Origin of the sequence: Orrella sp. JC864, from assembly GCF_037026685.1 — a bacterium.
GTDB lineage: Bacteria > Pseudomonadota > Gammaproteobacteria > Burkholderiales > Burkholderiaceae_B > Orrella.
Map to the genome: position 1 here is coordinate 30,382 of NZ_JBANET010000026.1, position 26,896 is coordinate 57,277.

22 protein-coding genes are annotated in these 26,896 nt (G+C 69.4%); 17 read left to right on the top strand and 5 right to left on the bottom strand.

Going from position 1 to position 26,896, the window contains the following annotated elements:
- Nucleotides 1–15: 15 nt before the first annotated feature.
- From tolA to ybgF, 4 genes are all read left to right on the top strand, one after another.
- Nucleotides 16–1,239, top strand: a complete 1,224-nt coding sequence (tolA, locus tag V8Z80_RS18695; RefSeq protein ID WP_442951998.1) for a cell envelope integrity protein TolA — start codon at nt 16–18, stop codon at nt 1,237–1,239.
- A gap of 13 nt (nt 1,240–1,252) precedes the next feature.
- Nucleotides 1,253–2,593: a Tol-Pal system beta propeller repeat protein TolB gene (tolB, locus tag V8Z80_RS18700; protein WP_442951999.1), complete on the top strand. Its 1,341-nt coding sequence runs from the start codon at nt 1,253–1,255 to the stop codon at nt 2,591–2,593.
- Nucleotides 2,594–2,633: 40 nt separating this feature from the next.
- Entirely contained in the window at nt 2,634–3,149 is a 516-nt protein-coding gene (pal, locus tag V8Z80_RS18705) for a peptidoglycan-associated lipoprotein Pal (protein ID WP_155196387.1), read from the top strand.
- A 124-nt stretch (nt 3,150–3,273) separates the two neighbouring features.
- The gene (ybgF, locus tag V8Z80_RS18710; RefSeq protein WP_155196386.1) at nt 3,274–3,951 is read left to right on the top strand and encodes a tol-pal system protein YbgF; all 678 of its coding nucleotides are present in this window, start codon (nt 3,274–3,276) and stop codon (nt 3,949–3,951) included.
- A 78-nt stretch (nt 3,952–4,029) separates the two neighbouring features.
- On the opposite strand, the gene V8Z80_RS18715 is transcribed toward ybgF, so the two are convergent.
- Nucleotides 4,030–4,941: an EamA/RhaT family transporter gene (locus V8Z80_RS18715; protein ID WP_155196385.1), complete on the bottom strand. Its 912-nt coding sequence runs from the start codon at nt 4,939–4,941 to the stop codon at nt 4,030–4,032.
- A gap of 151 nt (nt 4,942–5,092) precedes the next feature.
- Between V8Z80_RS18715 and V8Z80_RS18720 the strand changes: the two genes are divergently transcribed.
- Nucleotides 5,093–5,647, top strand: a complete 555-nt coding sequence (locus tag V8Z80_RS18720) for a helix-turn-helix domain-containing protein (RefSeq protein WP_336063092.1) — start codon at nt 5,093–5,095, stop codon at nt 5,645–5,647.
- Between the two features lie 64 nt (nt 5,648–5,711).
- Here V8Z80_RS18720 and V8Z80_RS18725 read toward each other — a convergent pair whose 3' ends face one another.
- The gene (locus V8Z80_RS18725) at nt 5,712–6,404 is read right to left on the bottom strand and encodes a GntR family transcriptional regulator (protein WP_155196383.1); all 693 of its coding nucleotides are present in this window, start codon (nt 6,402–6,404) and stop codon (nt 5,712–5,714) included.
- Nucleotides 6,401–11,881 carry an urea carboxylase gene (gene uca / locus V8Z80_RS18730; protein WP_336063085.1) on the bottom strand — a complete coding sequence of 1,827 codons (5,481 nt, stop codon included), beginning with the start codon at nt 11,879–11,881 and terminating at the stop codon, nt 6,401–6,403. The genes V8Z80_RS18725 and uca overlap by 4 nt, the downstream gene beginning before the upstream one ends.
- Before the next feature lie 321 nt (nt 11,882–12,202).
- Between uca and V8Z80_RS18735 the strand changes: the two genes are divergently transcribed.
- Nucleotides 12,203–13,396, top strand: a complete 1,194-nt coding sequence (locus V8Z80_RS18735) for an amino acid aminotransferase (protein WP_336063086.1) — start codon at nt 12,203–12,205, stop codon at nt 13,394–13,396.
- A 48-nt stretch (nt 13,397–13,444) separates the two neighbouring features.
- Here the strand turns inward: V8Z80_RS18735 and V8Z80_RS18740 are convergent, their stop codons facing one another.
- Together V8Z80_RS18740 and V8Z80_RS18745 are read right to left on the bottom strand one after the other, a co-directional pair.
- The gene (locus V8Z80_RS18740; protein ID WP_155196381.1) at nt 13,445–14,116 is read right to left on the bottom strand and encodes a DUF883 family protein; all 672 of its coding nucleotides are present in this window, start codon (nt 14,114–14,116) and stop codon (nt 13,445–13,447) included.
- Nucleotides 14,113–14,496, bottom strand: a complete 384-nt coding sequence (locus V8Z80_RS18745; protein WP_155196380.1) for a phage holin family protein — start codon at nt 14,494–14,496, stop codon at nt 14,113–14,115. The genes V8Z80_RS18740 and V8Z80_RS18745 overlap by 4 nt, the downstream gene beginning before the upstream one ends.
- Before the next feature lie 302 nt (nt 14,497–14,798).
- Here V8Z80_RS18745 and V8Z80_RS18750 point away from each other — a divergent pair, with 302 nt between their 5' ends.
- The 11 genes from V8Z80_RS18750 to V8Z80_RS18800 all read left to right on the top strand — a co-directional run bounded on the left by V8Z80_RS18750 (nt 14,799) and on the right by V8Z80_RS18800 (nt 26,546).
- Nucleotides 14,799–17,936 (top strand): response regulator, encoded by a 3,138-nt coding sequence (locus V8Z80_RS18750; RefSeq protein ID WP_336063087.1) that lies wholly within the window; start codon nt 14,799–14,801, stop codon nt 17,934–17,936.
- A gap of 12 nt (nt 17,937–17,948) precedes the next feature.
- Complete coding sequence (locus V8Z80_RS18755; RefSeq protein WP_155196378.1) at nt 17,949–18,764, top strand: CheR family methyltransferase; 816 nt, start codon at nt 17,949–17,951, stop codon at nt 18,762–18,764.
- The gene (locus tag V8Z80_RS18760; protein WP_155196377.1) at nt 18,761–19,414 is read left to right on the top strand and encodes a chemotaxis protein CheB; all 654 of its coding nucleotides are present in this window, start codon (nt 18,761–18,763) and stop codon (nt 19,412–19,414) included. The genes V8Z80_RS18755 and V8Z80_RS18760 overlap by 4 nt, the downstream gene beginning before the upstream one ends.
- 19 nt (nt 19,415–19,433) lie before the next feature.
- A complete protein-coding gene (locus V8Z80_RS18765; RefSeq protein ID WP_155196376.1) occupies nt 19,434–20,513 on the top strand; it encodes a hybrid sensor histidine kinase/response regulator in 1,080 nt (359 codons plus the stop codon).
- Entirely contained in the window at nt 20,497–21,138 is a 642-nt protein-coding gene (locus V8Z80_RS18770) for a tRNA-uridine aminocarboxypropyltransferase (RefSeq protein ID WP_336063088.1), read from the top strand. Before V8Z80_RS18765 ends, V8Z80_RS18770 begins: the two co-directional genes overlap by 17 nt.
- Before the next feature lie 167 nt (nt 21,139–21,305).
- Nucleotides 21,306–22,460 carry an ABC transporter substrate-binding protein gene (locus tag V8Z80_RS18775; protein WP_155196374.1) on the top strand — a complete coding sequence of 385 codons (1,155 nt, stop codon included), beginning with the start codon at nt 21,306–21,308 and terminating at the stop codon, nt 22,458–22,460.
- A 161-nt stretch (nt 22,461–22,621) separates the two neighbouring features.
- On the top strand, nt 22,622–23,503 hold the full coding sequence (locus V8Z80_RS18780; RefSeq protein ID WP_155196373.1) for a branched-chain amino acid ABC transporter permease: 882 nt from the start codon (nt 22,622–22,624) through the stop codon (nt 23,501–23,503).
- A gap of 6 nt (nt 23,504–23,509) precedes the next feature.
- Nucleotides 23,510–24,376 carry a branched-chain amino acid ABC transporter permease gene (locus V8Z80_RS18785; protein ID WP_155196372.1) on the top strand — a complete coding sequence of 289 codons (867 nt, stop codon included), beginning with the start codon at nt 23,510–23,512 and terminating at the stop codon, nt 24,374–24,376.
- Nucleotides 24,369–25,139 carry an ABC transporter ATP-binding protein gene (locus V8Z80_RS18790; RefSeq protein WP_155196371.1) on the top strand — a complete coding sequence of 257 codons (771 nt, stop codon included), beginning with the start codon at nt 24,369–24,371 and terminating at the stop codon, nt 25,137–25,139. The genes V8Z80_RS18785 and V8Z80_RS18790 overlap by 8 nt, the downstream gene beginning before the upstream one ends.
- Nucleotides 25,136–25,846: an ABC transporter ATP-binding protein gene (locus tag V8Z80_RS18795; protein ID WP_155196370.1), complete on the top strand. Its 711-nt coding sequence runs from the start codon at nt 25,136–25,138 to the stop codon at nt 25,844–25,846. Before V8Z80_RS18790 ends, V8Z80_RS18795 begins: the two co-directional genes overlap by 4 nt.
- Nucleotides 25,847–25,907: 61 nt before the next feature.
- Nucleotides 25,908–26,546 carry a carbonic anhydrase gene (locus tag V8Z80_RS18800; RefSeq protein WP_336063089.1) on the top strand — a complete coding sequence of 213 codons (639 nt, stop codon included), beginning with the start codon at nt 25,908–25,910 and terminating at the stop codon, nt 26,544–26,546.
- Nucleotides 26,547–26,896: the final 350 nt, after the last annotated feature.

Consider the following 26,896-nt stretch of genomic DNA (forward strand, 5'->3'; position numbering starts at 1 on the left):
GCCGAGCCGAACCCTATGCCGATGTCCGATCACCCTTCGAAATTCCAGGCCGGGCCGCCCGAGGAACGCATAGATCGCCGCTCGCTGGCGATGGCCGTGGGCATACACGTGCTGCTGGCCCTGATGCTGGTGCTGGGCATGGCCTGGCGCACCGAATCGCCCGGGCCCGTGCAGGTCGAGCTCTGGATGGACGGCGACAGCCCCGACGCGCGCCCGCCCGAACCCGAACCCGAGCCGCCTGCCCAGCCTGAGCAGCCCGAGCCCGAGCCCCAGCCCGAGCCCCAGCCGCCCGCGCCGGCCCCCGAACCCGAACCGGCGCCGCCCCCGCCTGCGCCGCCTGCGCCCCCGCCCGCGCCGCCCGAAGTCCAGCAGCCCGATCCCGAGATCGCGCTGGCCGAGGCGCGCAAGCGCAAGCAGGCCGAGGAAGAGGCGGCCCGCCAGGCCGCCGAGCTCAAGCGCAAGCAGGAGGAAGAAGCCCGCAAGGAAGCCGAACGGCTCAGGCAGGAACGCGAAAAGGCCGAACAGGCCGAGCGCGAGCGGCTGGAGCAAGAGCGCCTGGAAGCCGAAAAGCAGGCCAAGGCCGAAGCCGCCCGCAAGGAAGCGGCCGCCAAGGCGGCCGCCGAGAAAAAGGCCGCCGAGGAAAAAGCCGCAGCCGAGAAGAAGGCTGCCGCGGAAAAGGCGGCGGCCGAGAAGGCAGCGGCCGAAAAAGCCGCTGCGGAGAAAGCCGCTGCCGAGAAGAAGGCCGCCGCGGAAAAAGCGGCTGCCGAGAAGAAGGCAGCCGAGGAAAAGGCCGCCGCTGCCAAGAAAGCCGCGGCGGAAAAGGCCGCGGCCGAGAAAGCCGCCGCCGCCAAGGCTGCCGCCGAGAAGGAGCGGCAGCTGCGCGAAGCCTTGCGCGGCGACGCGCTGGGCGCGGCGGGCCTGCCCGGCGGCACGGCCGACCGCAACCAGGCCGGCGGCGGGCGGGACGACGGCTACGCCGGCCAGGTCCGCGCCTGCATCCGGCCGGGTGTGTCGTATCCGACGCCGCCGCGTTCCGGATCGGCCAATCCGACGGCACAATACCGGGTACAGTTACAAAGAGACGGCTCGGTGGCCGGCGTGGCGCTGACCCGCTCCTCGGGCATCTCGGGCTTTGACCGTGCGGTGGAAACGGGCATCCGGCGCTGCTCGCCGTTCCCGCGTCCGCCATCCGGAAACTATCCGTCCACGATCGAAGTCCTCTATCGCATGTACGACTAGGAGATCGCAGCTCATGACCCCAGCCTATCGCCGCGCGCCTACCGCGCGTCCCCCCGCCCCGGGTCGGGCCGGAACCCGCAGCCTGCTGCGCCTGATGACCGCCCTGCTGATGCTGGCCCTGGCCGCCATGCTCTGGCGGCCGGCCCAGGCCCAGCTGCGCGTGGACATCTCCGGCACCGGCGCCCAGCAATACCCCATCGCGGTGGCCGACTTCACCGGCGATCCCGCCGGCCAGGCGGTCGCCGAAGTCATCCGGGCCGACCTGACCCGCACCGGCCAGTTCCGGCTGATCAACGCCTCGGGCAGCAACCTGACCTCCGAGACGCCGATCGCCTACGACGACTGGCGCAACCGCGGCGCCGACACGGTGTCCTACGGCAGCATCAGCCGCACCGGCGACGGCCGCTATGAAATCCGCTTCCGCCTGGCCGACACGGTGCAGCGCGGCCAGCTCGACGGCGTGGCCTTCTCGGGCACCGAGCGCGAATTGCGGCGCATCGCCCACCAGATCGCCGACCGCATCTACGAAAAGATCACCGGCGTGCGCGGCGTCTTTGCCACCCGCATTGCCTACGTGCTCAAGCAAGGCGGCACCTACGAGCTGCAGGTGGCCGACTCCGACGGCCAGAATCCCCAGGTGGCGCTGCGCTCGCGCGAGCCCATCATCTCGCCCTCGTGGTCGCCTGATGGTTCGCGCCTGGCCTACGTCAGCTTCGAATCGGGCAAGCCCGTGGTGTATTCGCACACCCTGTCGAGCAGCCAGCGCGTGCCCGTGGCCAACTACAAAGGTAACAATTCCGCTCCGTCGTGGTCGCCCGACGGCAGCCAGCTGGCGGTGGTGCTCACGCGCGACGGCCTGTCGCAAATCTACGTGGTCGGGGCCGACGGACAGAACCTGCGCCGGGTGACCCGTTCGCCGCTGATCGATACGGAGCCTGTGTTTGCGCCCGATGGCGGCAGCCTGTATTTCACCAGCGACCGCAGCGGCAGCCCGCAGATCTACCAGACCGGCCTGGACGGCGGCCAGGCCCGCCGCATCACCTTCAATGGCAGTTACAACATTTCACCGCGGATTTCCCCCGATGGAAAAACCCTGCTGTACGTTAGTCGGCGGGATGGTGCATTCCGCATCGCATCACTCGATATTGCGTCAGGCAATGAGACTTTGCTGACCGACGGGCCGGACGACCAGTCTCCCAGTTTCGCGCCCAACGGAATGCAAGTACTATACGCCGCCGTTCAGAACGGTCGGAGTGTGTTGGCCGGGGTATCCAGCGATGGCCGGGTGCGGCAAACTCTGTCCGTGTTGAACGGCGAGGTGCGCGAACCCACATGGGGTCCGTTCACCAACTAAGCCTTACGTAAAACGTGTGAGTCTCTTCTAAAGGAAAATCATGAGATCGCGCATTGCCAAAAGCCTTACCGTCGTTGCTCTGGCGTCCAGCCTGGCCGCCTGCAGCTCCGTGGACCTGGACGATCAAGCCGGCGCCGGTAGTGGCGGCGGCACCGCCGGTATGGGAACGACCGGGGCATCCTCCGGCCAGATCCTGGACCCCTTCAACCCCCAGAGCGTGCTGGCTCAGCAGCGTTCGGTTTACTTCGACTACGACAGCTACACGGTCAAGGAAGAGTTCCGCCCCGTGATCGAGAATCACGCGCGGTATCTCACCGGCAACACGCAGCAGCGCGTCACGATCGAAGGCCACACCGACGCGCGCGGCGGCGCCGAGTACAACCTGGCCCTGGGCCAGCGCCGTGCCGATGCCGTGCGCCGCACGCTCACGCTGCTGGGCGTGAGCGACGCCCAGATCGAGACGATCAGCTTCGGCAAGGAAAAGCCCAGGGCCCTGGGCAACACCGAAGCCGACTACGCTGAAAACCGCCGCGCGGATTTCGTGTATCGCCGCTAAGCCGCTTTGTGGCATGATGCCCGGTACTTCCTGAGCAGTTCGCAGGCGTACCGGGCTTTTTCTTTTCTAGGACCTTGTCCGCCGCCGGGCCGCCACTGGGCAAAAATCTTGGATCTTCAGACCTATGCGCTTTTTCCCTTCCCGACTGTCGCGTAGCGTGCTGGCCGCCGGCGCCGCTGCCTGCGCCCTGGCCGCGCCGCCCGCACACGCCTTCTCCGATGACCAGGCCCGTCGCGCCATTCTCGAACTGCGCGAGCAGATCAAGCAGATTACCGAGCAGAACCAGCGGGCGCGCTTCCAGCTGGCCGACCAGATCGACGCGCTGCAGCTCGAGGTGATGCGGCTGCGCGACCAGGTCGAGCAGGCTTCGCGGCCCACGCCGGTCTCGCCCTCGGGCCAGGGGCCCTCGGGCGAGGAAGCCGCCGCCGACCCGCAGGAGCAAGCCGCCTACGACGGCGCGATCGACCTGTTCCGCCAGGGGCAATACAAGGAAGCCGCCGAGGCCTTGAGCGCCTTCACCACCCTGTATCCCGACAGCGCGCTGGTGCCGACCGCCCGCTTCTACCTGGGCAGCAGCCGCTACGCGCTGAAAGACTACAAGACCGCCATCGCCGACCTGCAGGCCATGGTGCAGCAGGCGCCGGACAATGCGCGCGCGCCCGATGCGCTGCTGGTGGTGGCCGGCAGCCAGATCGAGCTGAACGACCGCGCCGGCGCCAAGGCGACGCTGCAGCGCATCGTGCAGAACTACCCCTCCAGCCCCGCCGCCGAGACGGCGGGCAAGCGGCTGCAGCTGCTCTAGGCCTTGCGGGCCGGCGCGCCGGCCGGCCCCCGCCCGCCCCCCCGGGCACTGCCGCCTTGTCCGCCGCGCCCGGGGGGCTCAGGCCGGCGGCATCAGCCAGATCAGCAGCGCCGCGCCGGCAACCACCAGCAGGATGCCCAGCTTGTCGCGGCCGGTAGATGCCTGGGCAAAGACCTTGCCCGAGAGCCAGTGCGCAAAAAGCACCTCCACCAGCCCCAGCGTGCGCACATTGGCGGCGGCGGTCAGCGAAAAGCCCACGAACCAGCCTTGCGAGGCCGAGGCGCCCAGCAGGCCTCCCAGGATCGACACCCGCCAGGCCTTCAGGCAATTGCGCAGCAGCTCGCGATCGCGCAGCAGCATCCAGCCCATCAGCATCACGGCCTGCATGAACAGCGACCAGGCCAGCGTCCAGCTGGCCAGGACGATGAACGGCGCGCCGGGCGCCTGCAGCATGGCCCCGCGAAAGCCCACGGCCGACAAGGCAAAGAATGCGCCCGAGACCAGGCCGAACAGCACAGGCCGCAAGCCGCCATCCTGCAGCAGGGGCGTGCCGGGCTTGACCGACAGCAGCACCACGCCCACCGTGGCCACCACGATGGCCGCCGCCGCCCCCAGGCTCAGGGGGTCGCCCAGCACCACGAAGGCGAACAGCGCGACCTGGATGGGTTCGGTCTTGGTCCAGGCGGTCACGACGACGAAGGCGCGCTCGCGCATGGCCGCCAGCATCAGGGCGGTGGCCGCGATCTGGCACACCGCGCCGCCGGCCACATAGGCCAGAAAGCCCAGGTTCAGCGCCGGCGGCGCTGCGCCCGTGCCGGCGATAGCCAGGCCCAGGAACAGCAGGGCAAACGGAAAGCCGTAGAGAAAACGCACCTGGGTGGCCCCCAGCGTGCCCAGCTGGGCGGTCAGGCTGCGCTGCACGGCATTGCGGCCGGCTTGCGCGGCGGCGGCCAGCAAGGTGGCGGGTATCCAGATCCAGGTCGGGTCCAAGGCGGGTCTCCATAGGTGCGGCTGCGGGCGCGGTGCCGGTCCGGCCGCGCCGCGCGCCTGCCGGACGGCGCATCCCGCACTGTATGGCCCATCGGCGCGTCCTGGCGGCCCTGGTTGACACAGTGTGTCCTGCGGGGGATAGTTGGCTATCGTGATAGACCTGCCCTTCCGCCTGAAAACCCTGCGCCGCCAGCACCAGCTGTCGCTGGCCGGACTGGCCCAGCGCACCGGCCTGACGCGCAGCTACCTGTCCAAGCTCGAGCGCGGCCTGAGCCGGCCGTCCGAGGCCAGCGCCGGCAAGCTGGCGGCCGCCTATGGGCTGACGCCCGACCAGTTGACCGGCAGCGGGCCGGAAGGCCTGGACGAAGTCGTCAGCGTGGTGCGCGCCCACGAACGCAAGCCGCTGGTGCGCCTGGGCACGGCGCTGGGCTATTCCTACCAGGCCCTGGCCGGCAAGCGCCGGGTGCGGTCCATGCAGCCGGTGCTGGTCGTGCCGCCGCGCGACTTTCCCGCGCGCCAGGCCGCCTCGCCGCATGCCGGCGAGGAGTTCGTGCTGGTGCTCTCGGGGGCGGTCGAGATGGTGGTGGGCAGCCGCAGCCTGCGGCTGGAAACCGGCGACTCGGTGTATTTCGACGCCACCTTGCATCACCGCATGCGCAGCGTCAGCCCGCGCGCGGCCGAAGTGCTGGTGGTGGCCTCGCGCTAGCGAGCCGCCCCGCAAGCCTGCCGGCGGATGCACGGCGGGGCTGCGCATCCGCCGGCGCCCTGCCCTACCAGGCGCTGCGCGAGGTGTGCAGCATATGCAGCGTGATCTTCTGCACTTCGGCGCGGCTCAGTTCGATATGCGCCTTGAGCATGCGCCTGGCTTCGTCGGCGCGGCGCATGAGCAGCGCCCGCAGGATGGCGGCGTGCTCGTCGTAGGTGGCGGTCACGCGCGCGCCCTGGGTGAAGTCCAGCCGGCGCAGGATGCGTATCTTCTCGGTGACCTCCATGTGCATGCGGGCCATCTCGGGATTGCCGGCGGCCGATACCAGCTCGCAATGGAAGGCCTCGTCGTGCCGCGACACCGTGGGGCCGTCGGCCAGCCGCTCGGCCTCGGGCACCAGCCAGAACCCGGCCAGCTCGCGCAGGGCCTGGGGCGGCTCGGTATCGGCCCGCGCGCACAGGCGCTCGACCGCGGCCAGCTCCAGCACGATGCGCACGTCGTACAGGGCGTCGAAATGCTGGAAATCGAACGGCTTGACCTGCCAGCCGTTGCGCAGGTGCACCATGACGAAGCCTTCGCGTTCGAGCCGGTACAAGGCCTGGCGCACCGGCGTGCGGCTCGCGCCCGTGCGGGTCACGACGTCGGCCTCGGTAAAGCGGTCGCCGGGCAGCAGCCGGTAGCCGAACAGGTCGTCCTTGAGCTGGGCATAGACCTGGTCGGCCAGGGTATCGGGGCGCGCCGCCCGGCCCTGCCTCATGCCTGCACCTGCGGCCGGGCCGCGGCCGGGTCGTGGGCGGCCGCCTGGACCCGGCGCGGCTCGGCCTGCGCCGGCGGGCGGCTGGCGAGGTAAGCCCGCCAACCGCCGAATTCGGTGATGTCGGCGGCGCCCTCCAGGCCGCGCGGCTCGCAGATGAAGCCCTTGACCTCGCGCCCGTCCTCCAGGGTGATGGTGCCGATGCCCAGCGGCGCCGGGATCTCGGCCACGAAGGAGCCAAAAGCCTCGGCCGGCACGTCCCACAGCTCCAGCTCGATGCAGGCGCCGACCGGCATGCGGGCCAGGCCCGGCTTGGGCGGCACGGTGCCGGGCAGCGCATACAGGCGGTAATCGCAGGCGCTGCGGCATTGCTCCACGAAAACCGCATTGCGGGAAGTCAGCTGGTGGTTAAGGGGCATGCCGCGCAGGTGCGCGCCGACCACGGCCACGCGTATGGCGCCTGGCCTGGCAGCGCCGGCCCGCGCCGCCACGCCGGGCGGCAGGTCGAAGGCGCGCTGCCAGCGCCGGCCCAGCTCGGCCAGCGCATCGTCGTGCCAGGCCGGCGCGATGAAGGTCACGCCCGCGGGCAAGCCGTCCTCGCGCAGCCCGGCCGGCACCGCCAGGGCCGACAGGTCGGCCAGGTTGGTGAAGTTGGTGTAGATGCCCAGGCGCGAATTGAGCAGCACCGGCTCCTTGCGCAAGGCTTCGATGGTGTAGATCGACGGCGTGGTCGGCACCATCAGGGCATCCACCTGCGCCAGGCGCTGGTGGATGGCGCGCGTCAGCTCGGCCCGGCGGTATTCGGCGCGGAACGCGTCGGTCGCGCTATAGCGCGAGGCCTGCTCGACGATGCCTCGCACCACCGGGTCCACGGCCTGCGGGTCGCGCTCCAGCACGGCCTGCACCACGGTATGGCGCTCGGCCACCCAGGGCCCCTGGTAAAGCAGTTCGGCCAGTTCGGCAAACGGCGCAAAATCGATGGGCACCACCTTCGCGCCCAGTTCGCGCAGCGCCTGGAGCGCCCGCTCGAAATGCGCGCGCGCCAGCTCGTCGCCGAAGAATTCGCATTGGGACGGCACCGCGATGCGCGGCAAGGCCGGCATGACGGCAACCGGCGCGGCCGGACGCGCCCGGCTGTACGGGTCGGCGGCATCGTAGCCGCCGGCCAGATGGGCCACCAGTTGGGCGTCCTGCACCGTCAGCGCGAATACGCTGATGCAGTCCAGGGTGCGGCAGGCCGGCACCGCGCCGCGGCCGCTGAACCAGCCCAGCGTGGGCTTGAGCCCGACGATGTTGTTGAAGGCGGCCGGCACGCGGCCCGAGCCCGCGGTGTCGGTGCCCAGCGAGAAAGGCACCAGGCCGCGCGCCACCACGCTGGCCGAACCGGAACTGGAGCCGCCGCTGACGTAGCGGGCATCGAAACTGTTGGGCACCGGCCCGTGCGGCGAGCGCGTGCCGACCAGGCCCGTGGCGAACTGGTCCAGGTTGGCCTTGCCGACCACGATGGCGCCGGCCTGCTTCAGGCGGCGCACCACCTCGGCATCCTCCTGCGCCGTATAGGCGTAGGCCGGGCAGGCGGCGGTAGTGGGCCAGCCGGCCACGTCGATGTTGTCCTTGACGACGAAGGGGATGCCATAGAGCGGGAAGGCCTCGATGCCCTGGCCGCTGGCCTGCACCCGTTGCGCCAGCTCCCGGGCCTGCTCGGCCAGCGCGGCGGCGTCGGGGCGGTGGATGAAGGCCGGGTCGGCCTGACCGGCGGCCTGGGCGTAATCGGCCAGCACGCTGTCCAGTTCGAGCTTGCCGCTGCGGTAGGCCTGCTGCCACTGGGACAGAGTCCAGCCTGCGCGGGACGGCCCGGCCGGCTCGGCGAGCACGGCCAGCGTATCGCCCGTGACCACGGCCTTGCCGGGCGCGCAGCGCAGCGCGGCGACCACCCCGTCGACCGGCGCGGTCACCGCCAGCTCCATCTTCATGGCCTCGATCACGACCAGCGTATCGCCGGCCTTGACCGCCTGGCCCGGCTCGACCACCACCTTCCAGACGCTGCCGCACATATCGGCCTGCACGGCATGGCCCTGGACCGTTTCCGGCGGCGCGGCCTGCTCGGGCGGCGGCTCGACGGGCAAGGCCGCCTCGTCGGCCTGCCACAGCGCCACCTCGGCCTGGTAGGCGACCTGCTGGCGGCGCGCGAAGGCCTCGATGCTTTGCGCGTTTTCCTGCAGGAAGCGGCGGTACTGGGCGAAATCGAAGACCTCTTCTTCGATGCGCACCCCGGCGCGGCCGGCGCGGAAATCCTCGCGCAGCACGTCCAGCTCGCGCTGGCTGACCGGATAGAAGCGCACCTGGTCGAAAAAGCGCAGCAGCCAGGGCTTGCCGTCCTCGAAGACGGAATTGTCCAGGAACTTGTTCCAGATCGGCAGGGTGCGGCCCACCAGCTGGTAGCCGCCGGGCGAATCCATGCCGTAGATGCACATGTACACCCCGCCTATCCCCACCGTGCCTTCGGCCGTGAAGGTGCGCGCCGGGTTGTACTTGGAGGTGAGCAGCCGGTGGCGCGGGTCCACCGGCACGGCGCAGGGCGCGCCCAGGTAGACGTCGCCCAGCCCCAGCACCATGTAGCTGGCCTCGAACACCACGCGGCGCACGTCCTCGCGCTCGGGCAGGCCGTTGATGCGCTGGATGAAATCGATGTTGTTGGGCAGCCAGGGGGCCTTGGCCCGGACCGTCTCGCGGTAGCGCTGCACGGCGCCCAGCGTGGCCTCGTCCTCGAAGGCCATGGGCAGGTGGACCACGCGCGTGGGCACCTTCAGGGTATCGACATCGGCCAGCGACTGCTCGATCCGCAGCAGGCGCCGCACCAGCTCGCCCTGCCCGATGACGCGGCTGTCGTAGCGGATCTGCAGCGAGCGCACGCCGGGCGAGAGCTCCTGCACGCCGGGCACGGCCGCCGCCTCCAGGGCCTGCATCAGCAGGTGCACGCGCATGCGCAGCGCCAGGTCCAGCACGTTCTGGCCATACTCCAGCAGGATGTAGCCGTCGCCCGCCTGGCGATAGGCCACCGCCGGCCGCGACCCTTCGGCCGGCAGGTGGGCCAGCACCGTTTCGGACAGCCCCGCGGCCCCGGCCGCGCCCTTGCCCTGCACGATCGGCGGCGCGGCCGGGGCCAGCGTCTCGATGGCCCGGTCCTGCGCGGCCTGCAAGGCCACCGCCTGGTCGTAGCCGATGCGCTTGAAGCGGATGCGGTCGCCCGGCTTGACCTGCCCGACCTTCCACAGCTCGGCCTTGGCGATGGTGGCCGGGCACACGAAGCCGCCCAGGCTGGGGCCGTCGCGCGTCAGGATGACGGGGCTGTCGCCGGTGAAGTTGATGCTGCCGATGGCGTATTCGCAATCGTGGATGTTGGACGGATGCAGGCCGGCCTCGCCGCCGTCGGTGCGCGCCCAGGTCGGCTTGGGACCCAGCAGCCGCACGCCCAGGCGGTTGGAGTTGTAGTGCACTTCCCAATCGGTGTCGAAGAAGGTCTCGATGGCCTCGGGCGTGAAGAAATCCGGCGCGCCGTGCGGGCCGTAGAGCACGCCGATTTCCCAATGGCTGCCGTAGGCCGGCACCAGTTCGGGCGGCGCGGGAGCCGGCTCGGCCACCGGCGCGGGCGTGAGCGAGGCCGGCAGGCCCGGCTGGGCCAGCGCCAGCATGTCGCCGGCCCGCAGGATGCGGCCGGCGTGGCCGCCGAACTGCCCCAGCGCGAACGTGGACCGGCTGCCCAGGTACAGCGGCACGTCCAGGCCGCCGCGTACCGCCAGATAGGTGCGGCAGCCTTCGCTGACCCGGCCCAGCGCCAGCGCCTGTCCAGCCCGCACGCCGACCGGCCGCCAGAACGGCACGGGCTCGCCGTCCAGGGTCGCCGGGCACACCCCGCCGGTCAGCGCAATCACCGCCTCGCCGTGGAACCTGAGCGTGGGACCGGCCAGCGTGGCCTCCAGTCCCGCGGCATCCGGATGATTGCCGACGATGCGGTTGGCCAGGCGGAACGCATAGTCGTCCATGGGCCCGGAAGGCGGCACGCCGATGTGCCAGTAGCCCAGCCGGCCGGGGTAGTCCTGCACGCTGGTGTAGGTGCCCGGCTGCACCACTTCGACGGCGTGCGGGCGGAACACGAAATCATCCAGGAAGCGGGTGGACAGCTCGGCGCGCACGAAGCGCGGATCGGCCACGACCTGGCGCAGGTAGTCCAGGTTGGTGGCGATGCCGGCCAGCCGCGTGGCGCCCAGCGCCTGCGACAGCCGCTGCAGGGCCTGCGCCCGGTCCTGGCCGTGCACGATCAGCTTGGCCAGCATGGGATCGTAGAAGGACGGCACTTCGGTGCCGGTGGACACCCAGCCGTCGACCCGCACGCCGTCCGGAAAGAACACGTCGGTCAGCACGCCCGGCGAAGGCTGGAACTGGCGCACCGGATCCTCGGCGTACAGGCGCACTTCGATGGCCGCGCCCTGCGGCGGGCGCGCCAGGGCGTCCCAGTCCAGCGCATCGCCGGCGGCCACGCGCAGCATGCACTCGATCAGGTCCAGCCCCGTCACCGCCTCGGTCACCGGATGCTCGACCTGCAGCCGCGTGTTGACCTCCAGGAAATAGAACGCGTCGCGCGCGGCGTCGTAGATGAACTCGACCGTACCGGCCGAACGGTAGGACACCGACTCGCCCAGCCGCACGGCGGCCTCGTGCAGGGCCCGGCGCGTGGCCTCGGGCAGGCCGGGCGCGGGCGTCTCCTCGATGACCTTCTGGTTGCGCCGCTGCACCGAGCAGTCGCGCTCGCCCAGGGCCACCACCTTGCCCCGGCCGTCGCCGAATATCTGCACTTCCACATGGCGCGCGTCCTGCACGTAGCGCTCGATGAAGGCGCCGCCGTCGCTGAAGAACTGCTTGCCCATGCGCTGCACGGTCTCGAAGGCGCGGCGCAGCGACTGGGCGTCGTCGCAGCGCGTCAGGCCGATGCCGCCGCCGCCCGCGGTGCTTTTGAGCATGACCGGATAGCCGATGGCCTGGGCCTGGGCGATGGCCTGCCCGGCATCGGCCAGCAGGCCGGTGCCCGGCGTCATGGGCACGCCGGCCGCCGCGGCCAGCTCGCGGGCGCGGTGCTTCAGGCCGAATTCGCGCATCTGGCCGGGCGTGGGGCCGACGAAGGCGATGCCGGCCTGCTCGCAGGCCTGGGCGAATTCGGCGCTTTCGGACAGGAAGCCGTAGCCCGGATAGATGGCCTGCGCACCGCTCTGGCGCGCGGCGGCAAGCAGCTTGTCGATGCAAAGATAGCTGTCGGCGGCTTTCTCGCCGCCCAGCGCCACGGCCGTATCGGCCTGCCGCACGTGCGCCGCGTTGCGGTCCGGGTCGGAATAGACGGCCACGCTGCGCACCCCCAGGCGCTTGAGGGTGCGGATGGCGCGCACGGCGATTTCGCCGCGGTTGGCGATGAGGACGGTCTGGAACACGAGGCTCGCTCCTGGGTTGGCTGCCCGCCGGGCAGACAAGGAATCCGCCGGCCCCAGGCCTTGGATTCCTTGTTGTATACAAGTCGTCCTCCAGCCAGAAGCAATTGCCATGCCTGCCCCGCCACGGCGGTCAGCGCGGGCGCACGGCCACCAAGGCATGCCGGGCCCGCGCCGGCATCCGGCGCATGGCCCGGGGCATGCGGCACCAAAGGCGTGCATCGGGCACCACCCTGACGCGGCCGGCGCGCACCGGCCGCCCGGCCCCGATACAATCACCCATCCCTTGCGGCCGGGTGCCGCCCTTTATTCGCAGAGACCTTCATGTTCGAGCACATCGACGCCTATGCCGGCGACCCCATCCTGACCCTGAACGAAGATTTCCAGAAGGACCCGCGCCAGGACAAGGTGAACCTGAGCATCGGCATGTACTTCGACGACGCCGGCCGCCTGCCGGTCATGGCGGCGGCGCGCCAGGCCGAATCGGACATGCTGCGCGAGATCGGCCCGCGCCCCTACCTGCCGATGGAAGGCGCCGCCAACTACCGGCAGGCCGTGCAGCAGCTGCTCTTCGGCGCGGGCCACGAAGCCGTGACCAGCGGCCGGATCGCCACGCTGCAGACCATCGGCGGCTCCGGCGGCCTGAAGGTGGGCGGCGATTTCCTCAAGCGCTATTTCGGCGACTCGCAGGTCTGGGTCAGCGATCCCACGTGGGACAACCACCGCGCCATGTTCGAGGGCGCGGGCTTCGCGGTGCACACCTATCCGTACTTCGACCCGGCCACCGGCGGCGTGGACTTTCCCGCCATGCTGGCGGCCATCGAGGCCCTGCCCCGGCGCAGCATCGTGCTGCTGCATGCCTGCTGCCACAACCCCACCGGCGCGGACCTCTCTGCCGCGCAATGGGCGCAGCTGATCCCGGTGCTGCGCACGCGCGAACTCATTGCCTACGTGGATATCGCCTACCAGGGCTTTGGCAACGGCCTGGACGAGGACACGCATGCGCTGCGCGCCATGGCCGAGGCCGGCCTGTCCTTTTTCGTGGCCAGTTCGTTCAGCAAGAGCTTCTCGCTGTACGGCGAGCGTTGCGGGGCGCTGAGCGTGGTGTGCGCCGACCAGGACGAAGCCGCGCGCGTGCTGGGCCAGATGAAGGCCACGGTGCGGCGCAATTATTCCAGCCCGCCGGCCCACGGCAGCCAGATCGTGGCGCGGGTGCTGCTCGATGCCGGGCTGCGCCGGCAATGGGCCGACGAACTGGGGCAGATGCGCACGCGCATCCAGGCCATGCGCGCGGCCCTGCGCGAGGGCCTGTCCCGGCGGCTGCCGGACCGCGACTTCGGCTACTTCACCGAGCAGCGCGGCATGTTCAGCTACACCGGCCTGTCCCCCGCCCAGGTCGATGCCCTGCGCGAGGCGCACGGCGTCTACCTGGTGCGCTCGGGCCGCATCTGCGTGGCCGGACTGAACCGCCACAACGTCGACAAGACCGCCGAGGCGATGGCGGCGGTGATGGCCTAAGGCCGGCGCCGCCTCCTGGGAGGAGGCGCGCCAGCGCCTCGGGCGGGCCTACCGCCGGCCTACGAGCAGGCCCAGCAGGAAGGCGATGCCGGCCACCGTGCCCACCGACTGCAGGGGGCGCGAACGGATGTGGTCTTCTGCGGTATCGACCGCTTCGTGCACGAAACCGCTGGCGATGCCCGCCGCCTCGTCCAGCGACTGGCGGGCCTTCTCGATCTGCGCGTTCAGGCGGGTGCGCAGCGCCTCGATGTCGGTGTCGGCGCCGCTGCGCAGCGTCTCTTCCAGGTCGCTGAGCAGGTTCTGGTAGTTGCTCTTCAGGTCGTCCTGGACCTGGCGCCCCGTGGCGCGCAGCTCGCGGCTGGCGCGGCGGCCCGTTTCCTTGGCGTCCTGGATACCACGGTCCAGGTCGCGTTCGGTGCGTGCAAAAATACCCATGGTTTCACTCTCCTTGCTTGATTGCGCGAGCGATGCATAACGCGTTGCGAGCCAGGGACGCACACGGTCGCGCAAGATAACCGGTAGCGCCATGCCCAGCACGGAACGTACGAAACGATAGCGCCAGGCCGCCAGCGCGGCCAGCGCCGCGCCCAGGCCATAGAGCGCCAGCGCCCCATCGGGCGGCAGCGGCGGCGGCTCGTACCGATAGGCGCGCAGGCGGCTGCGGTCGGCTGCCATGCGCTCGAGCAGCGCAAGGCGTTCTGCTTCCTGTGGGTCGCTCATCGCTGCTCCTCGTCGCGGATCGCCTGCAGGTCCAGTTGCAACTGCTCGCCCAGCGCGGCAAAGGGCGGCTGCTCCTTGAGCACGGCGCGCGCCAGCCACAGCGCCACCAGCGAAAGCAGGAACCAGGCCCCGGCCACCAGCCAGGCCACCTGCACCCGCATGGCCGTCTCCCAATAGGTGACGATGACCGCCACCGATACGAAGGAGGCCGTCACCAGCCCGCAAAAGGCCAGCGCGATGCAGCCCACCAGGCTGCGCACCAGCGCCTTGCGGTATTGCACGATTTCCAGCTTGAGCAGCTCGGCGTAGTCGCTCGCGCGCGCGGCTGCGAACAAGGCAATCGCCCGGGCCCTGGCGATGCGTCCCAGCATCCGTGACATGAGGCCTCCCTAGAACGTGATCGGCGCGTGCCCAGGCACGAGCCAGTCCCCACATTATGGCGGCAGCGCGGCGGCGCGCCATATATCCGATTGCAATAATCTGCTAGCCGATGGCTCGGGCTGCCAAAACGCGGCCACACGTGTCCAATTGCTACCAAAGCGCCCTTATCTGTCCCGAAATCGGGGACGAATAAAGTAACATCGCCGTGCTCCCATTGCCCCGGCCCGCCTTGCGCGAGGACAGCGCGCCCCTGCCTTTTCGCGCCCGCCCCGCCCGGCTTGCACACCAGAGACGACCGACCATGCTCGTACAGTCCAAGCGGATCACCGCCATCCATGTCGCCATCGTACTGATCACCGCGGCGGTGTTCCTGACCGACACGCTGACGCGCCTGGGCATCCAGGTATGGGTGTTCTACATCATTCCGCTGGCGCTGACCTCGATGCAGAGCAACCGCAACCTGCCGGTGGGCCTGGCGCTGGTCCAGGCGAGCCTGATGGCGGCCGGCTACGTGCTGGGCATGCGCGAGGGGCAAGCACTGCCCCTGGTGCCCGCGATGAACCGCAGCTTCGGCATCCTGACGATCATCGGCGTGGCCTATATGGCCCGCCAGGTCATCGTCGAGCGCAACCGCATCGCGCGCATACTGTGGCTGCAGGAAGGCGAGAACGCCGTGGGCACCAGCCTGTTCGGCGAGCAGAAGGTCGAGGAGATCGGCAACAACGCGCTGCAGGCCCTGGCCCGCTACACCGACGCGCAGGTGGGCGTGCTGCACCGCGTGGACCGCAAGGGCCTGCAAGCCATCGGCCATTACGGCTGCACGCCGGACGAGGCGCGCGGCGCCGTGGGCCTGACCGCCGAGGTGGCGCGCCAGCCCACCCCCATCGTCGTCACCGACCTGCCCGAGGACTACCTGCGCGCCAGCTCCGCCGTCGGCAGCGCCAAGGTGGGCAGCCTGCTGATCGCGCCCATCCTGAGCGAAGGCCGGCTGGCCGGGGTGATCGAGCTGGGCTACCTGCGCCCGCGGGGCCGGTTCGAGGACGAGCTGGAGCTGATCCGCCAGGTGTCCGAGAACGTGGCGACCTCGCTGCGCTCGGCCGCCTACCGCGAGCACCTGAAGGAGCTGCTGGAGGAAACCCAGCGCCAGAGCGAGGAGCTGCAGGCGCAGCAGGAAGAACTGCGCGTCTCCAACGAAGAGCTGGAGGAACAGAGCCGCGTGCTGCGCGAGTCGCAGGCGCGCCTGGAGAACCAGCAGGCCGAGCTGGAGCAGACCAACGTGCAGCTAGAGGAGCAGACCCAGCGCCTGGAGCGCCAGAAGCGCGAGCTGCTCGATGCGCAGCGCGCGCTGGAGATCAACGCCAGCGAGCTGTCGCGCGCCAACCGGTACAAGTCCGAGTTCCTGGCCAATATGTCGCACGAACTGCGCACGCCGCTGAACAGTTCGCTGATCCTCTCGCAGATCCTGTCCGAGCCGCGCGCGGCCGAGCTGCCGCCCGAGCAGGCCCGCAAGTACGCCAAGACCATCCACGACGCCAACAACGACCTGCTGGCGCTGATCAACGACATCCTGGACCTGTCCAAGATCGAGGTCGGCCACGTCGAGATCGATCCGGCGCCGGCCACCATCGCCGGGCTGATCGAGCCGGTCAAGCAGCAGTTCGAACCGATCGCCGCCGAAAAGCAGGTGGCATTCGAGGTGCACATCCAGCCGGGCACGCCCGCCTCGCTGGTGACCGACCACGTGCGCCTGCAGCAGGTGCTCAAGAACCTGCTGTCCAACGCCTTCAAGTTCACCGACCGGGGCAGCGTCAGGCTGGAGGTCTCGCGCAGCGCCGGGGACCGCGTCGCCTTCGCCGTGCGCGATACCGGCATCGGCATCCCGCCGGCCCAGCAGGACGTCATCTTCGAGGCGTTCCGCCAGGCCGACGGCACCACCAGCCGCAAGTACGGCGGCACCGGGCTGGGCCTGTCGATCTCGCGCGAGCTGACCCGCCTGCTGGGCGGCGAAATCCACGTCGAAAGCGCCCCGGGCGTAGGCAGCACCTTCACCGCCGAGGTGGCCATCGACCTGAACACCGTCGCACGCGCGCCCAGGCAGGACGAAGTGCCGGCCGTGCAGGCGGCCGAGCCGGCGGGCCGCCCGTCCCGGGCGGCTGCGGGAGCGCGGCCCGCCGCACGCCAGGCCGGCGCCGCCCCGGCCGGACCGGCGCCAGGGCAGCCGCACGCGCCGGCCACCATCGACGACGACCGCGGCCGGCGCCACCGCGACAGGCTGATCCTGGTGGTGGAGGACGACGAACATTTCGCCTCGGTGCTGTACGAGCTGGCCCACGAGCTGGGTTTCGACTGCATCCATGCCAGCAGCGGCGAGCAGGCCATCCGCCTGGCGCGCGAGAACCAGCCGCACGGCATCCTGCTGGACGTGGGGCTGCCGGACCAGTCGGGCCTGTCCATCCTGGAGCAGCTCAAGCGCGATCCGGCCACGCGCCACGTGCCCATCCACGTGCTGTCGGTCAGCGACCACACCCAGACGGCGCTGGAACTGGGCGCGGTGGGCTACGCCCTCAAGCCCGTGGCGCGCGAGGAGCTGGTCAGCGCCTTTCGCAAGGTCGAGGAAAAGCTGCAGGCGCGTCCGCGCCGCATCCTGGTGGTCGAGGACGATGCGACCCTGCGCGAGAACATCGGCCTGCTGCTGCAGGCCGACGATATCGAGATCACCACCGCCGGCACGGTCGCCGAGGCGCTGCACCACGTGGCCGCCAACACCTTCGACTGCATGGTGATGGACCTGATGCTGCCGGACGCCTCGGGCTACGAGCTGCTCGAACAGATGGCCGCGGGCCAGAAGTACTCCTTCCCGCCGGTCATCGTGTACACCGGCCGCCACCTGACCCGCGCCGAAGAGCAGAAGCTGCGGCGCTACTCCAAGTCCATCATCATCAAGGGCGCCAAGTCGCCCGAGCGGCTGCTGGACGAAGTGACGCTGTTCCTGCACCGGGTCGAGTCCTCGCTGCCGGCCGACCAGCGCCAACTCCTGCAGCAGGCCCGCCAGCGCGATACGGTATTCGAGAACCGCCGGATCCTGCTGGTGGAGGACGACGTGCGCAACATCTTCGCGCTCTCGAGCATCCTGGAGCCGCTGGGCGCCAAGCTGGTGATCGCGCGCAACGGCCGCGAGGCGCTGGAACAGGTCGAGAAGGACCCGGACCTGGACCTGGTGCTGATGGACCTGATGATGCCCGAGATGGACGGACTGACCGCCACGCGCGCCATGCGCCGCCGCCCCGAGCTGTCCAAGCTGCCCATCATCGCGCTGACCGCCAAGGCCATGCCCGACGACCGCCGCAGCTGCCTGGAGGCCGGCGCCAACGACTACATCGCCAAGCCCATCGACGTGGACAAGCTGGTTTCGCTGTGCCGCGTCTGGATGCCCAAGTAAAGCGCCGCCGCCATGAAGCCGGTCTTCGACATCGAGCTCAAGCTGCTGCTGGAAGGCGTGTACCTGCGCTACCAGCACGACTTTCGCAATTACTCCATCGCCTCGATGCGCCGGCGCATCCAGCAGGCCATGGAGCGCTTCGAGTGCGAGTCGGTCTCGCACCTGCAGCACAAGGTGCTGCACGAGCCGGCCGTGTTCGCCCAGATGTTGCAGTATTTCACCGTGCAGGTCAGCGAGATGTTCCGCGACCCGGCCTATTTCCGTACCCTGCGCGAGGAGATCGTGCCGGTGCTGCGCACCTACCCGTCGATCAAGGTGTGGGTGGCCGGGTGCAGCAGCGGCGAGGAAGTCTGGTCGCTGGCCATCCTGCTGCTGGAGGAAGGGCTGCTGGACCGCGCCATCATCTACGCCACGGACATCAACCCCGAGGCCCTCAAGGCCGCCGAGTCGGGCATCTATCCGCTCAGCCGCATGGCGCAGTTCAGCGCCAACTATCACGAGGCTGGCGGCACCGGCTCGCTGGCGGACTACTACATCGCCGACGCCGAAGATGCGATCTTCAGCCGCTCGCTGCGCAAGAACATCGTGTTCGCCGACCACAGCCTGGCCACCGACAGCGTGTTCTCCGAGGTGCACCTGGTTTCCTGCCGCAACGTGCTGATCTACTTCAACCGCGAGCTGCAGGACCGGGCGGTGACGCTGTTCGACGAAGCCCTGGTGCATCGCGGCTTCCTGGGGCTGGGCAGCAAGGAGAGCCTGCGCTTTACCGCCCTGGCCGAACGCTACGTCGAGTTGCGGGCCGGCCAGAAGGTATACCAGCGGCTATGAGCGCGCCCGACCGCCCCCAGCGCGAAGGCCGGAGCGCGCAGCGCGAAGCCAGGCCAGCCCGCGCGGCCGCGGGCATCGAGCTGGTGGCCATGGGCGCCTCGGCCGGCGGTGTCGAGGCGCTGGGCGTGCTGCTGGCGGGGCTGCCGGCAGGGTTTCCGGCGGCGGTCGCCATCGTGCTGCATATCCCGCCCGACCGCGCCAGCCTGCTGGCCGAACTCTACGAGACCCGCTGCGCGCTGCCCATCAAGGAAGTGGAGGACAAGGAGGCCGTCGAGCCCGGCCACGTCTATTTCGCCGCTCCGAACTATCATATGCTGATCGAGCCGGACCGCAGCTTTGCGCTGTCCTGCGACGAACCGGTCAACCATTCCCGCCCATCCATCGACCTGCTGATGGAATCGGCCGCCTGCGCCTACGGCGAGCGGACGCTGGGCATCGTGCTGACCGGCGCCAGCGCCGACGGCGCGCAAGGGCTGGCCTGCATCCGCCGGCAAGGCGGCATGGCCTGGGTGCAGGACCCGGACGAGGCCAGCGCCGCGGTAATGCCGCGCGCAGCGATCGAGCTGGCCGGCGCCGACCGCATCCTGACCCTGCGGGAAATGGCCGCCGGCCTGGCCCGGTTGGCGGACGATCCCCCTTCTTTGCTCTAGCGTAGACCCTGTGAAAACTATGAAAATCAACGTACTGGTCGTGGACGACGTGGCGCAGAACCTCACCGCCATCGAGGCCCTGCTGGCGCGCCCCGACATCACGGTGCTCAAGGCCGACTCGGGCACCGCGGCGCTCGAGCTGCTGCTCACGCACGAAGTCGCCCTGGCGCTGATCGACGTGCAAATGCCGGGCATGGACGGTTTCGAGCTGGCCAATCTCATCCGCGGCAGCGACCGCACCCGCAACACGCCGCTGATTTTCCTGACCGCCGCCTCGCGCGAGCAGCAGACCAGCTTTCGCGGCTACGAGGCCGGCGCGGTGGACTTCCTGTACAAGCCCATCGACCGCCAGGTGCTGCTCTCGAAGGTCAACGTCTTCGTCGAGCTCTATACCCAGCGCAAGCAGCTGGCCTCGCAGCTGGAGGCCTTGCAGCAATCGCTGCACATCAACGAGATGTTCGCCGCCGTGCTGGGCCACGACCTGCGCAACCCGCTGTCGGCCATCACCAGCGGCGCCGGCCTGCTGCGCCGCCTGTCCGACGATGCCAAGGTCCAGTCGATCGCCCAGCGCATGGAGGCCAGCGCCCAGCGCATGGCGCGCATGGTCGACCAATTGCTGGACGTCGCGCGCATCCGCTCGAACGGCCTGGCGCTGCGGCTGCAGCAGACCGACTACGCCGAGCTGTGCCGGGGCATCGTCGACGAACTGGTCAGCGCCTCGCCCGACCGCCAGGTGCAGCTGGAAGTGCGCGACGACGTGCGGGGCCGGGCGGACGTGGACCGCCTCTCGCAGGTGATCTCCAACCTGGTGGGCAACGCACTGCAGCACGGCGAGCCGGGCCATCCCGTGCAGCTGTGCGTGGACGGCGGGCGGCCCGAACGCATCACCATCATCGTGCAGAACCAGGGCGTGATTCCCGAATCGCACATGCCGCACCTGTTCGAGCCTTTCCGCGCAGGCGTGGACGGGCTCTCGCGCGAGGGCCTGGGACTGGGGCTGTACATCGTCAAGCAGTTCGTCGATGCGCACGGCGGCAAGGTCACCGCCCGCTCGGACGCGCGCACGGGCACGGTATTCGAGCTTGCGCTGCCCCGATGAAACCGGCGGGCGCGCACGCTGCGCCCGCTGCCTGCGCCCCGGCGCGCACTGCCTGTGCCCGCTGCTGCCGTCCCTGGCCAACCGCACGCCGGTGCTGATCCTGCAGCATCCGCAGGAACGCCGCCATGCGCTGAACACCGGGCGTCTGGCGGCGCTGGGCCTGCAACAGGCCAGGCTCGAATGCGGCCTGCGCTTTGACCCGGCCCTGTGGCTGCGACCGGGCCTGGCGCCGGCCCTGCTTTTTCCCGGTCCGCAGGCCCTGCCGCTTGCGGCCGGCACGCTGCCGCCGCCCGGCGAACTGCTGCTGGTGGTGCCCGACGCCACCTGGCGCCATGCGCGCAGCCTGATCCACCATAACCCCGCGCTGGCCGCGCTGCCCCGCCTGGCCCTGCCGGCCGGCCCGCCCGGCGGCTACCGGGTGCGCAAGGCGCCCGGCCCCCAGGCCCTGTCCACCGTGGAGGCGGTGGCCCGCGCGCTGGACGTGCTGGACGCGCCGGCCCGCCACGATGCGCTGCTGCGGCCCTTCGAGGCCCTGGTCCAGGGGCAGATCCAGGCCATGGGGCCGCAGGTCTATGCCCGCAACTACCCCGGCGCGGACGCGGGCGCACGCCGCGGCCTCTCGTAAACCCGCATGGCGCAAGCCTGGCAGCGGGTTTCGATCGGAAACAAAAAAGGTAATATTGCACGCTTGGCGCCCGAACCGGCCGCCCGCCCGCGCCCTAGACGCACCCGGGACGCGGCCGTCGGCAGACAGCGCCGTGACAGACAAGAGACCAAAGGGTGGTGTCAATCATGAAATTTCATCTCAAGAACGCGGCAGCCGCGCTGCTTGCCGCAAGCCTGCTTCCGGCCGCCTACGCCGCCGACATCAAGATCGGCGTGGCCGAGGCGCTGTCCGGCGGCGCCGCCCAGTACGGCATCTCGATCCGCAACGGCTTCCAGCTGGCCGCGGAAGAAGTCAACGCCGCCGGCGGCGTGAACGGCAACAAGCTGGTGCTGGTCATCGAGGACGAGCAGGGCCGCAAGGAAGAGGCGATCAACGTCTTCAACAAGCTGATCAACAAGGACCGCGTCCTGATGGTCTTCGGCCCCACGCTGTCGAACTCGGCGCAGGCGGCGCACCCGATCGCGCAGCGGTTCAAGACCGTGGCCTTCGGCACCTCCAATACCGCCGACGGCATCACATCGATCGGCGACTACATCTTCCGCAACTCGGTCACCGAGGCCGACGTGCTGCCGGCCACCATCCAGAAGGTCAAGGAAAAGACCGGCCTGAAGAACGTGGCGGTGCTCTACGGCAACGACGACGTCTTCACCAAGAGCGGCTACGACAACTTCAAGAAGGCGCTGGACGACCAGCAGATCCCCATCACCACCACCGAGACCTTCGCCAAGGGCGACGTGGACTTCAAGGCGCAGCTGACCAAGATCCGCGGCACCAACCCCGACGCGCTGGTGCTCTCGGCGCTGCTGGCCGAAGGCGCGCCCATCATGGTGCAGGCCCGCCAAGTGGGGCTGAACGTGCCGGTGATCGGCGGCAACGGCATGAACTCGGTCAAGATCTTCGACCTGGCAACGGGCAACGCCTCGGACAACCTGTGGATCGGCAGCCCCTGGTCGATCGAGAACCCCTCGCCGGAGAACACCCGGTTCATCGAAGCCTACCGGGCCAAGTACAATGGCGCGCCGGACCAGTTCGCCGCCCAGGCCTATGATGCCTTCTACATCGTCGTCGAGGCGCTCAAGAAGGTCAAGCTCAGCGGCGACCTGGCAGCCGACCGCACCGCGCTGCGCGATGCCTTGCCCGACGTCCAATGGACGGGGGCGACCGGTCCCTTCAAGTTCCGCCAGGCCATGGGCCGCAATGGCAAGCCGGCCGGCTACGACGCCGACCAGGCCCCCATCGTGAGCGTGACCAAGGACGGCAAGTACGCCATCGTGGAGTAAAACGCCCCCACGCTGCGCCTAACGGCTCGCTGCCCCCAGGGCAGCTTTTGCCGTGGGTCGGCCCGGCGGCAAAAGGAACCGTTGCCGCCCCCTAGGCGGCAACGGCGCCTTGCGAACGACGCGCGCGTTCGCAAGGCGTTTTGATTTGGAACGAACCCATCATGCTGGAACAACAACTTATCAACGCCATGGCGCTGGGCTGCGTGTACGCGCTGTTCGCGCTCGGATTCACGCTGGTCTTCGGCGTGCTGGGGGTGATCAACCTGGCCCATGGCGCGGTCTTCATGGTGGGGGCCTACGCGGCGCTGACCGTCATCGCCTATCTCGAGCTGCCGCTGTGGGCCGGCCTGGTGGCCGCCTTCCTGGTGGCCGGCGCGGTCGGGGCGCTGATCGACTTCCTGGTGCTCAAGCCGCTGCGCCGCCGCAATGCCCCGCACCTGATCCCGATGATCGCCACCATCGGCGTGGGCATCATCCTGAACAACACCGTGCAGGGCATCTTCGGCGCCAACAACCTGCGCTTTCCGCACGGAACCGTTCCCGAACAGGCCATCGAGATCGGCCACCTGCACGTCACGGCCATCGAACTGGGCATCATCCTGGTCTCCTTCGTGCTGATGGCGGTGCTGATGGTCATCATGCGCCGCACTCAGTTCGGCCGCGCGCTGCGCGCCATCGCCGAGTCGCCCAAGGCCGCCTGGCTGCTGGGCATCAACGTCGAGCGCCTGTTCCTGACCACCTCGTTCTTCGCGGCGGCGCTGGGCGGGGTGGCCGGCGTGCTGATCGGCCTGTACTCGAACGCGCTGTTCCCGCTGATGGGCCAGCCCATGCTGCACAAGGGCATCGCGGTCATCATCCTGGGCGGCATGGGCGACATCCGCGGCGCCATGCTCGGCGGGCTGTTCCTGGGCTTTGCCGAAGTGCTGTCGGTGGCCTACATCGGCTCGACCATGCGCGACGCCGTGGCCTTCGGCCTGCTGTTCCTCATCCTGCTGGTCCGGCCCCAGGGGCTGTTCGGCAAAGTCGTCCAACGCAAGGCCTGACGCAACATGGATTTCGATAGCTTCTGGGCCATCTACGGCAACCTCATCCTGTCGCTGGGCACCAATTCCCTGCTGGCGCTGTCCATCTGGCTGACGCTTTCCTGCGGCATGCTGGCCATGGCCAACGCCGCCTTCATGGGTATCGGGGCCTATACCGCCTCGATTCTCACGCTGAACTACGAGGTGTCCTTCCCCCTGGCGCTGGCCTGCGGCATGGTCACGCCCGCGCTGGTGGCGGGCATCATCGCGCTGCCCACCCTGCGCCTGTCGGGCGTCTACCTGGCCATGGCCACGCTGGGATTCGGCGAGGTCGTGCGCATCACCATCCTGAACACCGAGTCCTGGACGGGCGGCGCCCTGGGCCTGAACGGCATCCCGCAGCTCACCCAGTGGTGGCACGTCGTGCTGGCGCTGGCGGTGGTGCTGTTCGTGCTGTGGCGGGTGCGCCGCTCCAAGGTCGGCCGCGCCTTCGACGCCATCCGCGGCGACGAGACCGCCGCGGGCCTGATGGGCATCGACGTGCGCTCGGCCAAGACGCTGGCCTTCGTGGCCGGCGCGGTGATCGCCGGGCTGGCCGGCGGCCTGAACGCGCACCTGACCTTCTTCATCGGCCCGAGCGAATACGGCTTTGACCGCGGCGTGGAGATCCTTACGATGGCCATCCTGGGCGGCATCAACAGCCTGGCCGGCCCGGTGCTGGGCGCCTTCATCATCACGCTGCTGCCGGAAGTGCTGCGCGGCTTTGCCGACTTCCGCCTGGTGGTCAACGGGCTGATTCTGGTGCTGATCGTGCTGTTCCTGCCGCAAGGCATCTGGGACCCGCACCGCTACGCGCGCTGGATGGGCAAGAAGGGGGGCCGCCGCCATGCTTGAGCTGAAGAACATTTCCAAGAGCTTCGGCGGCCTGCACGTGCTGCAGGACGTCAACGTCTCGGTGCCGCAAGGCGCGATCTACGGCCTGATCGGGCCGAACGGCGCGGGCAAGACCACGGTGTTCAACCTGATCACGGGGTTGCTGCCGCCCTCGGGCGGCAGCATCGAGTTCGAGGGCCGCAGCATCCTGCGCAAGCGTCCGCACGAGATCACCCGCACCGGCATCGCGCGCACCTTCCAGAACATCCGCCTGTTCAAGGAGATGACGCTGCTCGAGAACGTCGTGGTGGGCGCGTACCGCCACATGGACTATGGCTACGCCAGCCTGCTGCTGTCGCTGCCGCGCTACCGCGAACACGAGCGGCGCGCCCGCGAGCGCGCGCTCGAGCTGCTGTCCTGGATGAAGCTCGAACACAAGGCGCACGACCTGGCCGACAACCTGTCCTACGGCGAGCAGCGCCGGCTGGAGCTGGCGCGCGCGCTGGCCACCGAACCGCGCCTGCTGCTGCTGGACGAGCCGGTGGCCGGCATGAACACCAGCGAGCGGGCCGAGCTGATGCGCGAGATCGTCGCCATCCGCGACCGCGGCTATACCATCCTCATGATCGAGCACGACATGCGCTTCGTGATGGGGCTGTGCGAGACCATCGCGGTGCTCAATTTCGGCAAGATCATCGCCTGCGGCACGCCCGAGGCGATCCGCAGCAACGAACAGGTGATCGAAGCCTACCTGGGCCGCGAGGAAGAAGAGGAAACGCAATGAGCGCCTTGCTGGAAGTCCGCGGGCTGGAAGTCAACTACGGCCACATCGAGGCCGTGCGCGGCATCGACATCGACCTGAACGCCGGCGAAATCACCGCGCTGGTGGGCGCCAACGGCGCCGGCAAGTCCACCACCCTGCTGGCGCTGTCGGGCCTGCTGCCCAAGGCGCGCGGCACGATCCGCTTCGACGGCGAGGACATCTCGCGCCTGTCGCCCAGCGAGATCGTGGCGCGCGGCATCGTGCAGGTGCCCGAGGGCCGCGCCATCCTGACCACCATGACGGTGCGCGAGAACCTGGAGCTGGGCGCCTACCGCCGGGGCCTGAAGGACGCCGCGCAGGATCTCGAATACGTGTTCAACCTGTTTCCGCGCCTGCAGGAGCGCCTGGACGGCCTGGCCGGCAATCTCTCGGGCGGCGAGCAGCAGATGCTGGCCATCGGCCGCGCGCTGATGGCCAAGCCGCGGCTGCTGCTGCTGGACGAACCTTCGATGGGCCTGGCGCCCATCGTGGTGCAGGAAATTTTCCGCTCCTTGCGCGCCATCAACCAGGACGGCCTGACGCTGTTCCTGGTCGAACAGAACGTGCGCCAGGCGCTCCGAGTGGCCCAGCACGGCTACGTGCTGGAGAACGGCAGCATGGCCCTGTCGGGCACGGGCCGCGAACTGCTCGACCATCCTCGCGTGCTGGAGGCCTACCTGGGCGCCTGAAGGCGGCCGGCGGCTCCCGCGCGCTTTCGACGACAACCGCAGCATAGAAGGAATTTCCGGCGTGTTTCCCCAACGACTGACCGATGGCTACCAGGCCTTCCTGCAAGGCCGCTTCGAGAAAGAACGTGAACGCTACCGCCACCTGGCCGAGCGCGGCCAGCAGCCCGAGATCCTGGTGATCGGCTGCTGCGACTCGCGCGTCTCGCCCGAAGTGATCTTCGACGCAGGCCCCGGCGAGCTGTTCGTGGTGCGCAACGTGGCCAACCTGGTGCCGCCCTACGAGCCGGACACCGACTCGTACCACGGCACCAGCGCGGCCATCGAGTTCGCGGTCAACGGCCTGCAGGTCAAGCACATCGTCGTCCTGGGCCACGCCTCGTGCGGCGGCATACGGTCCTTCTACGACAGCGCCAAGCCCCTGTCGGCGGGCGATTTCATCGGCAAGTGGATGTCGCAGATCCAGCCGGCGGCCGAACGCCTGGACCTGAAGGGCCCGGACGACGCCAGCAACCTGCGCCGCCTGGAACTGGCCGTGGTCGAACACAGCCTGCGCAACCTGATGACCTTCCCCGGCATCCGGCGTCGCGTCGAGGCCGGCGAGCTGGAACTGCACGGCACCTACTTCGGCGTGGCCACGGGCCTGCTGTTCATCCGTGACCCCCAGACCGGCGAGTTCTCCCCATGCGTGGAGATGCAGTAGCGTGGGGCTGTGGGAGGTTGACTGGGTGGTGGGTCATTGGGTTGTTGGGTCGGGGCGGCTTTCTTGACGGCCGGCGTGCTGAGTCGTGTGATCGCAACACCGCCGGCAGCCTGGTTCTTCTTGCCTGCTTGCCCCACGCCGGTTGAAAAGAGAAAGATCTTGCGGGGCCGTTCGCCAGGGGTTGCGCGAGGCAACCCCTGACGAACATTCGACCGCCGCTTATGAGGGGTAGGGGCAGCGGGGCAGGCCCGAAGATTTCAAGGCTGGGGCGGACGCGTTGGGTGTGAAGCCGCTGGCACGCCTCGGGGCGGAAGGGATAAAGGCGATCTGGTCGCTACGCTGATGACGCT

What these genes read in the sequence shown, in the direction of transcription:
- tolA (WP_442951998.1), top strand. Translation starts at nt 16, where the DNA reads ATGCCGATGTCCGATCACCCTTCGAAATTCCAGGCCGGGCCGCCCGAG.
- tolB (WP_442951999.1), top strand. Translation starts at nt 1,253, where the DNA reads ATGACCCCAGCCTATCGCCGCGCGCCTACCGCGCGTCCCCCCGCCCCG.
- pal (WP_155196387.1), top strand. Translation starts at nt 2,634, where the DNA reads ATGAGATCGCGCATTGCCAAAAGCCTTACCGTCGTTGCTCTGGCGTCC.
- ybgF (WP_155196386.1), top strand. Translation starts at nt 3,274, where the DNA reads ATGCGCTTTTTCCCTTCCCGACTGTCGCGTAGCGTGCTGGCCGCCGGC.
- V8Z80_RS18725 (WP_155196383.1), bottom strand. Translation starts at nt 6,404, where the DNA reads ATGAGGCAGGGCCGGGCGGCGCGCCCCGATACCCTGGCCGACCAGGTC.
- V8Z80_RS18735 (WP_336063086.1), top strand. Translation starts at nt 12,203, where the DNA reads ATGTTCGAGCACATCGACGCCTATGCCGGCGACCCCATCCTGACCCTG.
- V8Z80_RS18740 (WP_155196381.1), bottom strand. Translation starts at nt 14,116, where the DNA reads ATGAGCGACCCACAGGAAGCAGAACGCCTTGCGCTGCTCGAGCGCATG.
- V8Z80_RS18745 (WP_155196380.1), bottom strand. Translation starts at nt 14,496, where the DNA reads ATGTCACGGATGCTGGGACGCATCGCCAGGGCCCGGGCGATTGCCTTG.
- V8Z80_RS18750 (WP_336063087.1), top strand. Translation starts at nt 14,799, where the DNA reads ATGCTCGTACAGTCCAAGCGGATCACCGCCATCCATGTCGCCATCGTA.
- V8Z80_RS18755 (WP_155196378.1), top strand. Translation starts at nt 17,949, where the DNA reads ATGAAGCCGGTCTTCGACATCGAGCTCAAGCTGCTGCTGGAAGGCGTG.
- V8Z80_RS18760 (WP_155196377.1), top strand. Translation starts at nt 18,761, where the DNA reads ATGAGCGCGCCCGACCGCCCCCAGCGCGAAGGCCGGAGCGCGCAGCGC.
- V8Z80_RS18765 (WP_155196376.1), top strand. Translation starts at nt 19,434, where the DNA reads ATGAAAATCAACGTACTGGTCGTGGACGACGTGGCGCAGAACCTCACC.
- V8Z80_RS18775 (WP_155196374.1), top strand. Translation starts at nt 21,306, where the DNA reads ATGAAATTTCATCTCAAGAACGCGGCAGCCGCGCTGCTTGCCGCAAGC.
- V8Z80_RS18780 (WP_155196373.1), top strand. Translation starts at nt 22,622, where the DNA reads ATGCTGGAACAACAACTTATCAACGCCATGGCGCTGGGCTGCGTGTAC.
- V8Z80_RS18785 (WP_155196372.1), top strand. Translation starts at nt 23,510, where the DNA reads ATGGATTTCGATAGCTTCTGGGCCATCTACGGCAACCTCATCCTGTCG.
- V8Z80_RS18790 (WP_155196371.1), top strand. Translation starts at nt 24,369, where the DNA reads ATGCTTGAGCTGAAGAACATTTCCAAGAGCTTCGGCGGCCTGCACGTG.
- V8Z80_RS18795 (WP_155196370.1), top strand. Translation starts at nt 25,136, where the DNA reads ATGAGCGCCTTGCTGGAAGTCCGCGGGCTGGAAGTCAACTACGGCCAC.